The organism is Neobacillus sp. DHD-1R, assembly GCF_057747995.1.
The window spans coordinates 4719472-4731412 of the sequence record NZ_CM173232.1; the positions used below are offsets into that span (position 1 = coordinate 4719472).

Sequence of the window (11941 nt, forward strand, 5' to 3'; positions counted from 1 at the left end):
CATACCCATGGATCGAAACAAATTTTCAACGATTGCTCATCGTAATCATGCATTTAGTAATCCTATTAATGAAGAAAAACTTATGAAAATGATAGGGATGGTCGCGCCAAAGCCGAAAGATAAAGTGATTGATATTGGTTCAGGAAAGTGTGAACTGTTGATTCGTTTGGTAGAAAACTACCAAGTAACAGCTACCGCAATCGAATTGTACAGCGGGGCCATTGAGGAAGCGAAGAAACGAGCAAGCAGCAGAATTCCTGAGGATAGTATTAAGTATATTGTCGAGGATGCTGTCGCAGCTGTTGAAGAATGCGAGCAAGGCAGCTATGATTTAGGCATTTGTATTGGGTCTACCCATGCATTGGGCGGTCTAGAAACTACGCTTCAGAAGTTGAAGGACCTCGTCAAGAAAAATGGATATATTTTGATCGGTGAAGGCTATTGGAAACAGACGCCTAGTGCGGAATATTTAGAAGCGCTTGGAGGGGCGGATGAATCTGAATGTAAAAGCCATGCCGATACTGTTAAAACCGTCGAGGATTTAGGTTTAATTCCGCTTTGGTCCTATGTAGCCAATGATGATAATTGGGATGATTATGAATGGCTTTATTCCTCCTCTATTGAAAATTATTGTCTTGAGAATCCAGATGATCCTGATCGTGAAGCCATGCTGGAACGAATTCGAGCTTGGAGAAGAACTTATTTAAAATGGGGCAGAGACACCTTGGGATTTGGGTTGTATTTGTATCGGACATAATGTTGCAAGCAAAGGGGGGCAGACCCCATCCCCTCAAAATATTACCGTGCTTTTCTTAATAAGCCTTTATATATTGAGTGTTAGTTATGAGGTCAAACCCTTTTGAGACATCATTTTTTGTCTATGAACTATTCTGCTTCTGAAACTAATGTGAATCGTTCATTAATATGTTGTGGGTTTTCAATTTCATCTAGTACAGCGATAGCGAAATCTGCGTAACTTACATAGCTTTGGCCTTGTGCATTTACGATGATTTGATCTTTACCTTTTTGATAAGAACCGGTTCTTTTGCCTTCAGGATTAAAGAATGCAGCTGGGCTAATAAAGGTCCATTTAATATCTGTTGCATTTTGTAGATCCTCAAGATTTTTACCTTGATTTGAAGCAGTTGGGTAAAATTCTTTTGGAAAGTCAGGAGTATCCATGACGCGCATCGTTTTGGCTTCATCCACAAACAAACTTCCTGCTCCACCGACTACGATTAATCTTGTTTGAGGTGCGCCTTTTAGTGCCTCGATTAATACCCGGCCTGCTTCTACATGAAGATGCTCTTTACCTGGAGCTGCACCAAACGCATTTACGACAACATCAAATCCTTGAATATCTTCTGCTTTTAAGTCAAACACGTCTTTTTCCAAAACAGCTACAGCTTGATTTTGAAGTTTGGCGGCAGTACGTACAATCGCTGTTACCTCATGACCTCTGTCCAGAGCTTCTTTAAGAATAAGGCTGCCAGCTTTTCCACTTGCACCAATAATTGCTACTTTCATGTTTAACTCCTCCAATATTAATAATTTCTAATTGTAACTAATTTGATTACATGTAATAATATAAGTTACAACCAGCGTTGTTGTCAACCAACTTGATTTAAAACTTTAACAGGTTGAAAGGTTTAGGAAGAGGAACGTTTTGGTGAACATGGTACCCATTAATAAACCTCGATTAAAGACAAGTCTCCTCGGCGGTCCACCATTTTTGTCTTTAATAACCCCCACTTAAGGACAAATCTTCTTGGCGGTCCGCGCATTTTGTCTTTAATAACCCTTATTAAAGACTAATCTCCTCGGTGTTCCACCATTTTTGTCTTTAATAACCCTGCTTAAGGACAAATCTTCTTGGCGGTCCGCACATTTTGTCTTTAATAACCCTGCTTAAGGACAATTCTCCTTGGCGTTCCACCATTTGTGTCTTTAATAACCCTCGATTAAGGACAATACTTCTTGGCGTTCCGCACATTTTGTCTTTAATAACCCTGCTTAAGGACAATTCTCCTCGGTGTTCCACACATTTTGTCTTTAATAAACCTCGATTAAAGACAAATCTCCTCGGTGTTCCACCATTTTTGTCTTTTATAACCCCCCAAAGGAACAAACTCACAATCGCTAGACACTAAAAATGAAGAAATTTTAAATTTGGGGTTTTGTATATTCCCGCTGAATAATCGTAATATTGTCCTGATGGCTTTGTTTTGTGAAACTTGATGGAAATGGCATTTCTTTTTCCAAGGCAAGCAGTGCATTTGAATCATCATTCGACACCGCTGCAATCAATCGCTCGAGATAATCTTGCGACAAATGAATACGCCGCTTGACTTCATCCTTGCTTGTCGTCGTTTGGCCATGACCAGGGATCAGAACCGAGATCTTATGGTTCTTCAGAATTTGTTCTGCTTTCTGAAGTGTTACCTCGTATGCCCTGGCACTGTCGTATATAAACGGTAGTTCAAAATCGGAGAGGTAATCTCCGGCAATCCATGCACCAAGCGGTTCTATGATCGTAAATAGACCATCGTGCGTATGTCCCGGCGCCAGATAAAAAGTGATCGTTGTCTCCCCCAGCACCAGCTGCTGTCCATCTTCCTCAATCACGAAATCCACTTCTGGAAAGTCAATTGGGTAGGGCATTTTAATATAATATTCATTATAAAATTGATGAATCAACTCTACTTTTTGCTGTTTATTTGGATGGTCTTGCAATCCCTTGCTCCCGATCACTTTGGCCCCCGGAAAGGCACGATAGCCGATCACGTGATCGAAATCGCCATGGGTGAACAGAAGGTACAGCTCCCGATTCCCTTTCATGCGGGACACATGCTGCTGGATTTCCTCTATTTCATGTGGAAGCCAATTTGGATCTACTACGAGTACGAAATCATTTGTCTCTACTACTGTACATGTAGTCTGGTATAATGCGCTTTGAAAAACGGTCATAAACTCATTTTGAAATTGAATCATAGCCTCTCCTCTTCCCTACGGAATCAATAAGATTTTCCCGGTGCTCTTACGGCTCTCTAAATACCGGTGTGCTTCTTGGCCATCGCGCAAAGGAAAAACAGTTGGCTCAGCTACCCGAACTTTCCCCTCTGCCATCCATCCAAACAGCTCATTCGATCGCAGAATTCGTTCTTCACGGGAGGTAAGAACATTCCAGAGATCTCCGCCTGTCAGTGTTTTAGATGTATCCATTAACATTCTCGGGTCAACAGGCGCTGGGTCTCCCCCTGACATTCCATAAAAAACAACCGTTCCACCGACACGGACGGTCTCGAAGCTATCTTGAAGTGTGGATCCCACTGATTCATATACCACATCAACGCCCTTGCCGTTTGTTTCCTCGAGCACCTGACTCTTCCAATCATCCTTGTACAGAAAAACGTGAGCTGCTCCTGCTTCTTTCGCAGCCTTTGCCTTTTCTATGGAAGAAGTCAAACCAATTACTTTACCACCGAGCAGATTGATGATTTGGACAAGCAGCTGCCCAACACCGCCAGCTGCCGCATGAACAAGGACCACGTCATTTTTCTTAACAGCATAGCTATCCCGCGTTAAATAATGGGCGGTCAGGCCCTGCAGCAATACAGATGCGGCATCCGCAAATGAGATAGCTTCCGGGACTGGAATGGCCTTTTCAATCGGAACGGCTACCAACTCAGCATTGGCATAGGGTACATCGGCAAAGGCAATCCGGTCACCCACTTGAATCCCCTGGATATTTCCCCCTATTTTTTCAACAATACCCGCTCCTTCATACCCTAAGATGTAAGGTGGGTTCCCAGCAAGATGGTAGTTCCCTTTTCTTCTATATATATCAGCAAAGTTCAAGCCAATGGCTTTCATTCTGACTAGTATCTCATCCGGCCCAATAGTAGGATTTGCGATTTCCGCATACTCCAGTACTTCTGGCCCTCCAAATGTATTAAACACAAGTGCTTTCAAGTGAATACCCTCATTCTATTTTTATTTAATTTCACACTTTTATTAAATAGAATTTTATTTTGAAATGCAAATAACTATAATATAAAAAATGCCTAATCATCGGCAGCCAATGATTTAAAGGCATCTTTTCCTCTAGCTATGGTATTGTAGAAAATTCCAATCAGATGACTGGATAATACTGCTCATATCTTGGATTCGCGTAATAAGGTGGTCTCGGCCCTATCTTAGGCATTTTAAATGGTATCGGATTAGAATTGTATACAACCGCTACTTTTTCGTCGGAATGATTTACTAATAAAAGTAATCCTTCCCTGCTGAACTGGTCATACCGCACAGTAATTACCTCCTTGAACATTCCTTTTATCCTCCACTTTATTCCAACCTTAATTGGAATGAGCCCGTACCAAGTCTGATTTTTCATGTATTGATATCCTATATGCACTCAGTTAGCACAGATATCATAAAGTAACAGGAAAATGTTTTTATAGGAGGATTTCTATGGCACATGATCATCGCGAGCCACCCAATCAGGATTATCCAATGTATCCGCATTACGGTAGAATAACGCGTTATGAAGACATTCCGCTCACAGTTCCAGAACAACGTCAATTACGCCAGCCCGGTGTTGAAAAATTAATGGTCCCAAGGCCGATCATAGAAAACCCCCATTATAAAGGCAGTGGAAAATTAGCAGGAAAAGTCGCGTTAATAACTGGTGGTGACAGTGGAATGGGGGCAGCTGCTGCGATTGCTTTTGCTAAAGAGGGGGCAAATGTAGCGATCGCCTATTTGGATGAGCATGAGGATGCCAACCGAACCAAAACGAGAATTGAGGAACTTGGACAACGTTGTTTATTATTACCAGGTGACCTGCGACAAAAACAACAATGCAGCGATATCGTAGAAAAAACAATCAAAACATTTGGACAGCTCGATGTTCTTTGCAACCACGTCGGGATCCAATTTCAGCAAGTAAGCTTACTTGATATAACGGATGAACAGTTCGATGATACCTTTAAGGTCAACATCTACTCGCATTTCTACACAACTCGAGCGGCACTTCCATATTTAAAAGCAGGTAGTTCAATTATAAATACGGCGTCCGTTGTGGCCTATTATGGAAATGACCAGTTGATTGATTACACAGCAACAAAAGCAGCAAACGTTGGATTTACCCGAGCCTTGGCACATAATTTAGTCGAGAAAGGGATTAGGGTAAATGCCATAGCTCCTGGCCGCATTTGGACTCCGCTGATTCCAGCGAGTTTCTCTGCTGACCAAGTTCCATTGGCTGGTAATCCAATGCAGCGCCAAGGGCAGCCGTTTGAACTTGCCCCAACCTTTGTTTATCTTGCCTCCGATGACTCGCGATTTGTGACAGGCCAAACACTTCATGTTAACGGAGGGCAAGTCATGTCATCCTAGTTACCTTTCGCTAAAAAAGCAGCAGGAACGTTTTTCCTGCCGCTTTTTTTGTTAGTACCTTCTATATATTTTTAAGTAAACATCATCATTAATTCGGTACAATAACTTCCAATTTCCCATCACGATTGGTTACTTCGACCACCTCGTCAGCAAACAGATATGGAGTATCAAAGCGATCTTGCTTTTTTATATCGATATAGCTATTATTGGTGGTTAGAACTGGAAAGACAGCGTTGGTTTTCTTGAAAATGTTTTGGGAAATTTCAAGTTCTGCCATTAAAATAATTTGTTTATTCGATATTGCAAAAAATAGTTTACCAATTTCCCTGTTATCTTCTGTAATATTTGTCTGTTGCAAGATTGAAATCAGGCAGGTAACCAAATCATTCACTTTTTCATTTGATAACCCTTGTAATTGACAATTTTCCAGCGCTTTATTGAACCCTTGTTTGATTTCCTTGAATGGAAATACATCTTCAATTCTTAATGTCGAGTTCGTTTTACCAAGACTTGCAAACTTTTTTCGCGTCTCTAAAAGGTATTCATAGATAAAGCCTTTGTGCTGACTGCGCTGTGTAACAAAATCTGTCAGCTCATTTATACAGCGAATCTCTTGGCTTTGATTTCGGATTAACAGTAAAAATGCATAGACATCCTTCTCATCAAAGGTACTTTCCATCAATTTACCATAATAATACATTAATAACGATTGCTCTTTAGCGTCCATTGTTCTCTCCTACCAGAAAAAGTTTCATGAACAGGTATTGTGAGTCCCTGTTCCGAGTCCTGCCGATGGCAGAATTGTATACGAAACTCGATTTTAACATATATCTTAACATTCTCTTCATCTTACCTTAAAATTTTAAGCTTATAATGACATTGTAACAACCAATATCATACGAAATGAGGTGGGTTAAGATGTTTTTAAAAAAACTGGCAGAGAGTAAAGTGATTACCATTGATTATGATCGAAATGGCACCTTACAAACCTTTAAGGGCCGTGTTTCTTACCTGAATTTGCGCGAACAAATACTTTCTTTGAAAGATGAAACTCAAAAGACTTACAGTATCCGCTTATCTGGAATTAGAAAGGTTTATTAATTTTTCTAAAGGCCATAAGATGGACCAACACCTTACCTAAGACCAACTGGATTTAGGTTTTTTATTTTTCTCCAAATTCGAAATACCTGGGTTATAGCTAAAATGTTTACCAAACAAACAATCCAACAATCATCGCACTTAATAATGATACGCCCATTCCACTTACCAAGAGCTTCCATACATTTCTTCCGATAATCTTGGATTTTTCCTCACTAACGGTAGAATTAAACGTTCCATAAATCATCCCGACTGTACTAAAGTTAGCAAATGACGTTAAGAATGTGACCGCAACCGCAACTGTATGGGGTGCTAAGTCCGGTATCTTGTCCTTTAAGTCCAGCATCGCCACAAATTCATTCGTAGCTAGCTTAATTCCCATTAATTGAGCAACGTACATGGTATCCGCACCTGATAAACCAAGCAAGAATGCAAACGGGCTAAAGATAATCGAGAAGATTTTTTGGATGGTCAAGCCATGCAAAATGAATCCTAAAATCCCATTAACGCCAGCTGTTAATGCCACATAACCAATCACCATTGCCATGATTACAATCACCATTCTGATCCCAACGAGCATACTATTGGAAATCGTCGAGAAAAAATCTCCCCGTTCCTCTTTGGCAGGAACATAAACGATATCTTCCTCTTTTGTCACATCGACAGGATTTAACATGTTTGCAATCAAGAGAGCATTAAAGCAATTCAATGGAATCGCAACAAAGATATAGGTGGCCGGGACCATCGATATGTAAGCACCAATAATCGATCCGCTGATACTGCTCATACTCATAATTCCGAATGTAAGCAGCCTGTTTTCCTTTAAAACAGCCAATTGCTGACGGATAACCGCAAGTGCTTCCGTATTTCCAAGAAACATCATCTGAATCGAGAAGAAACTCTCTAGCTTTGGCAGCCCCGATACTTTTGAAATGAGCCAGCCTACTTTATCAATGATCCAGGTTAAGATTCCGAAATAAGACAAAATATCAAAGAAGGTAATAATAAAAATAATCGGCATCAAAGCGCTAAAAAAGAAATCCACTTGCTCATTAGCCATAACGGACGGAAATACAAAGGAAATCCCTTCGTTTGCACAAGCAATTAACCAGGAAAAAAACGATGCTATTTTACTAATAATCCAAGAACCGATCTTCGTTGATAACATAAACCATGTAATTAAAAATTCAACAACCAACAAAGTCAATATGGACTTCCACTTAACGTTCTTTTTATTAGGTGAGCATAGGTAAATAACCCCAATAACTACCAATACACCTAGTGCATTTAACAAAAAATACATGTGATCAACTCCTCTGGTTTATCTTTTCCCTAATTAAGTATTTATATAGAAAAAGTCCTCATTTTTTCAGACTTCCAGCTGCTAGACAGGAAGTTTGAAAAAATGAGGACTTCTTTCATTATGGAAATAGCCATTTTTATCTCTTTTTTCACACTTCCTTGTAGTCTAGCATTTAAAGGCTGCTAGGTAGATACGATCAGACCATTTCCACTGATATTATACAAGGATAATTTTCACTATTTTTTTAGGAATAAGAATACAGCTTATCTCAGTATTAAACTAACTTCAATACAGTTTGTTAATGTTCTAATTATGGCAATAAAGATAATCTTAGAAAAATTTTTGATGCAGATGTAGAACCCTACTACGTGGTCTTTTTTGGATTCCTACAGGAACCGTAGGAAGGTTTCGAATGAATCTTTTGATATAATATACATAAGGAGAATGGTACAAAATAGATAAGAGAGGAGACATGCCATGGAATTTTTTCTAATCGTATTAGGACTGCTCGCCATCATTGGTCTGTCTAGTTTCATTAATCATTTAATGCCCTACATACCTGTACCGCTGGTTCAAATTGCTCTCGGAGTTTTACTGGCGTCACTTCCGTTAGGAATTCATATCCCGATGGAGCCCGAGTTATTCTTCGTTCTCTTTATAGCCCCATTACTTTTTCATGATGGAAAAAATGTTTCAAGACAAGCGTTATGGAAATTACGAAAACCTATATTATTGCTTGCCCTTGGCCTTGTGTTTGTCACCGTGTTTGCGATTGGATACTTAATTCATTGGCTGATACCGTCAATTCCATTGCCAGCAGCATTTGCGTTGGCAGCGATTCTTTCACCTACAGATGTTGTCGCTGTAGGGGCTATTTCAAGTAGAGTGAAGATCCCCAAGACGATTATGCATATTCTTGAAGGGGAAGGCCTTATGAATGATGCCTCAGGCTTAGTGGCGTTCAAATTTGCGGTTGCGGCCACTGTGACTGGCACTTTTTCACTGGCAGAGGCAAGCTGGAGCTTTTTACTTATTTCCATTGGGGGATTTCTAGGAGGTGCATTTCTTGCCTTCCTTATTATTCGCTTAAAAGTTTTTATACGAAGGCTTGGGATGGAGGATGTCACCATTCACATGCTCATTCAGCTGCTGACGCCTTTTGTCATTTTTTATATTATTGAACATTTTCATCTTTCCGGCATTTTATCAGTGGTAGCAGCCGGGATCGTCCATACGATTTTCCGTGATCGTGACCAATCCCCTGCGATGCAGTTACGAGTGGTTTCGCAAAGTACTTGGACAGTTTTGATTTATATTTTAAACGGATTGGTGTTTGTGTTGTTAGGGTTGCAAATACCAAGTGTCACAAATGAAATTTTCCAAGATCCGTTGTTCAATAATTGGGAAGTGAGCAAGTATATTGTCATTATTTCAATGGCACTTTTACTGCTTCGTTTCCTATGGATTATGGTTGCCTGGCGGTGGGCCTGGCTCCTCAAAAAGCAGCTTCAAATGCCTTCTATGAAAGCCGTTGGCATCATGACCATTTCTGGCGTTAGAGGGGCTGTCACACTGGCAGGTGCATTTACCATCCCATTTGTATTAGCGGACGGAAGTCCCTTTCCTGAGCGCTCGTTAATCATCTTTGTAGCTGCCGGGGTAATCCTGGTTACGCTCCTGACTGCAAGCATTTTCTTACCAATTCTCGCAAAAACGGAAAAAGGAAACACCGAGGCGTTGCGCAAGGAAATGGAAAGGATTGCTTTGCTTCAAACAACCGATGCTGCCATTCGTTCGATTCGAGAATTAATGAATGATGAAAATCGCAGTGCAGCCGTATCGGTCATTGCAATCTACAATCAAATTCGCAATCGTCTTAATACGGGAAGTGATGATCACTCTTATCAATTGAAATTAGAGGAGACGGAAATTCGGATGAAGGCGCTTGATGCCGAAGCCCAATACATTGAAAAATTGAAAAAGGCCGGTCAGATTGACCGGGAAACTTCTTATTTGTCTGAAGAACATATACAACGGATGCGGCTTGCCGTAACAAACCGAATCCAATATCGTCGATTATTCATTTGGACTTTGATTAAAAGAAGTGTGTACAGGCTTTTTCAGTTGTTAGTGCCTAAAAACCAGGAACGACTAAATAATAGCTATGCCAAAGCGAAAAAGTTGATCACACTAAAAGTGAACATGGCTAAAGCAGCCATTCGCTATTTGAAAGATCTTATGACACCAGAAAATGAAAATATTATTTATGGGATTATCGCGGAATATAATGAAATGATTATGAAATTTAAGCTAGCGAAAAAAGGTTCTAATTCCCATGATTACTCCCAAATGCAAAGAGAACTTCGCATCAAAGCCTTTCAAGCAGAACGGGATGAAATTCAGAACCTATTTGAAGAAGGAGAAATAACCGCAGAGGTGATCCGAAAAATTCGTAAACAGATTAATATTAGGGAAGCCTACTGGATGGAAGAAACAAGTGTACGTTCTCATTAAATAAGAATTAGTTTAGGCCGCTCTATCTCATCGTTTAATAAAGCATGACGAGATGGAGCGGCCTATTTCGTGTTGCCACTTAAACATCAAACAGATCCGATAACTACTTCAGTAGATAATATCTACCTAAATTGAATACTTTACTAATTGAGCCCTCTTATTAGTTAATTTTTCAACAACGTTTTCAAAATCTTTCATCTGGATCCCTAGCTTTTGCTTTCTGTCATTAATCATTCTAACCACTTCTTTTGGACTAGGTCCACCTTGAATATTTCTGATTCCAACAAAATATTCTGGTGAAATGATTTTCTTCCATTCCTGTTCGGAAAGGGTCACATCGACGAACCCGTTAATCATTTGGTTAATCTCACTAATTTCCCACTCATATAATTCCTTTTTCTCATTAATTGTTTTTTTGGAAATATAACTAGCAATAGAATGAGCTTTTCTAAACGAAATGTTGTAATCTCTAGCTAATGTATCCGCTAGCTCGGTAATGGTGATGCTAGATTTTTTTGCCATTTCTTTTGCGTGCTCTTCGTTTACTTTTAGGGTCGTAATCACCGCATTCATTAATTTCATGACCCGATTGGCATTATTAAAGGCTCGATATAAATGGGGCTGCAAATCATCCTCCGTATCGACAATATCGCCAAAAGGAGTATTATGAATCATATTCATGGCAGCCAGTGCATCGCCATAGGCACTGCTGGCAATGGACCGTGAGTGTTCAATTGATACTGGATTTCGCTTTTGCGGCATGATACTGCTGACCTGGACGTAGGGATCTGCCACATAAAAGGTACCGAATTCTCTTGTCACATGCTGCAAGAAATCCTGAATCCATCTGCCCGTGTTCACCATACAAGTCATCAAAGCAGAAGATGTTTCTAGTAAATAATCAGCTCCCCCAATAGAATCATAGGAGTTTTCGATTACTCTATCAAACCCTAACAGTTCACAGGTACGCGTTCGACAGATTGGAAAACCGGTAGTTGTCAACGCTGCAGCCCCCAGCGATGATTGATTAACAGTTTCATAGGCTGACCATAGACGTTTAATGTCTCGTTGTAAGACATCATAGATTGCCAATAAATAATGCCCTAAAGTAGTCGGCTGGGCGGGCTGTGTATGTGTATAACCGGTTATATATGTTTCTGTATGATGTTCTGCCTGCCCCAAAATGGCATCGCTCAACTGATAAGAACTCTGCAATAACTGTAATAAATGTTCCCTTAATACTAAACGGTACATAGCCACACCCATATCGTTCCTGCTTCTGCCAATATGGATTTTTCCTGCTAGCTCCGTACCGATTTCTTCTCCGATTTTAGCCTCCATCATGAAAAACAGGTCTTCAAACTGGGGTTGATAGGCTATTTGATTAATATCCGTTTGCGCTACCTTATTAATCCCCATTAGCATCTCTCTTGCTTCATCCGTTTTAATGATATTTTGTTCTTCGAGCATGATCACATGGGCACGGTGAATATCAAACATGACATCGAATAAAAAGTCGCGCTGATCATTAAATACTGGCATTAACAGCTCTTCCACGTAAGTTTTTCCTGGAAAAGATGTTCCTTCACGCTTGATAAATTCCTCTAATTTACTCATTTTTTTCATCTC

General features: G+C 40.1%; 11 protein-coding genes and 1 riboswitch. Of the genes, 4 read left to right on the top strand and 7 right to left on the bottom strand.

The features are described from left to right. Positions 1–7: 7 nt before the first annotated feature. Entirely contained in the window at positions 8–757 is a 750-nt protein-coding gene (locus AC3ANL_RS23310) for an SAM-dependent methyltransferase (RefSeq protein ID WP_488326712.1), read from the top strand. A gap of 128 nt (positions 758–885) precedes the next feature. Here AC3ANL_RS23310 and AC3ANL_RS23315 read toward each other — a convergent pair whose 3' ends face one another. The 4 genes from AC3ANL_RS23315 to AC3ANL_RS23330 all read right to left on the bottom strand — a co-directional run bounded on the left by AC3ANL_RS23315 (position 886) and on the right by AC3ANL_RS23330 (position 4327). After that, a complete protein-coding gene (locus AC3ANL_RS23315) occupies positions 886–1527 on the bottom strand; it encodes an NAD(P)-dependent oxidoreductase (protein WP_488326713.1) in 642 nt (213 codons plus the stop codon). 636 nt (positions 1528–2163) lie between these two features. Next, positions 2164–2991, bottom strand: coding sequence for an MBL fold metallo-hydrolase (locus AC3ANL_RS23320; RefSeq protein WP_488326714.1), 828 nt, complete (start codon positions 2989–2991; stop codon positions 2164–2166). Positions 2992–3006: 15 nt separating this feature from the next. Further along, entirely contained in the window at positions 3007–3972 is a 966-nt protein-coding gene (locus AC3ANL_RS23325; protein ID WP_488326715.1) for a quinone oxidoreductase family protein, read from the bottom strand. A 160-nt stretch (positions 3973–4132) separates the two neighbouring features. Then, positions 4133–4327 (bottom strand): hypothetical protein, encoded by a 195-nt coding sequence (locus AC3ANL_RS23330; protein WP_488326716.1) that lies wholly within the window; start codon positions 4325–4327, stop codon positions 4133–4135. 143 nt (positions 4328–4470) lie between these two features. Here AC3ANL_RS23330 and AC3ANL_RS23335 point away from each other — a divergent pair, with 143 nt between their 5' ends. Then, positions 4471–5397, top strand: coding sequence for an SDR family oxidoreductase (locus tag AC3ANL_RS23335; RefSeq protein ID WP_488326717.1), 927 nt, complete (start codon positions 4471–4473; stop codon positions 5395–5397). An 88-nt stretch (positions 5398–5485) separates the two neighbouring features. On the opposite strand, the gene AC3ANL_RS23340 is transcribed toward AC3ANL_RS23335, so the two are convergent. Then, positions 5486–6124: a hypothetical protein gene (locus tag AC3ANL_RS23340; protein WP_488326718.1), complete on the bottom strand. Its 639-nt coding sequence runs from the start codon at positions 6122–6124 to the stop codon at positions 5486–5488. Between the two features lie 191 nt (positions 6125–6315). On the opposite strand from AC3ANL_RS23340, the gene AC3ANL_RS23345 reads away from it, so the two are divergent. Then, positions 6316–6498, top strand: coding sequence for a YolD-like family protein (locus AC3ANL_RS23345; protein ID WP_488326719.1), 183 nt, complete (start codon positions 6316–6318; stop codon positions 6496–6498). Positions 6499–6604: 106 nt separating this feature from the next. On the opposite strand, the gene AC3ANL_RS23350 is transcribed toward AC3ANL_RS23345, so the two are convergent. Beyond that, positions 6605–7798: a nucleoside transporter C-terminal domain-containing protein gene (locus AC3ANL_RS23350; RefSeq protein ID WP_488326720.1), complete on the bottom strand. Its 1194-nt coding sequence runs from the start codon at positions 7796–7798 to the stop codon at positions 6605–6607. Between the two features lie 141 nt (positions 7799–7939). Next, a riboswitch (purine riboswitch) is annotated at positions 7940–8042 on the bottom strand. A gap of 233 nt (positions 8043–8275) precedes the next feature. Here AC3ANL_RS23350 and AC3ANL_RS23355 point away from each other — a divergent pair. Beyond that, the gene (locus AC3ANL_RS23355) at positions 8276–10312 is read left to right on the top strand and encodes a Na+/H+ antiporter (RefSeq protein WP_488326721.1); all 2037 of its coding nucleotides are present in this window, start codon (positions 8276–8278) and stop codon (positions 10310–10312) included. 126 nt (positions 10313–10438) lie between these two features. Here AC3ANL_RS23355 and argH read toward each other — a convergent pair whose 3' ends face one another. Continuing rightward, the gene (argH, locus tag AC3ANL_RS23360; RefSeq protein WP_488326722.1) at positions 10439–11929 is read right to left on the bottom strand and encodes an argininosuccinate lyase; all 1491 of its coding nucleotides are present in this window, start codon (positions 11927–11929) and stop codon (positions 10439–10441) included. Positions 11930–11941 lie beyond the last annotated feature (12 nt).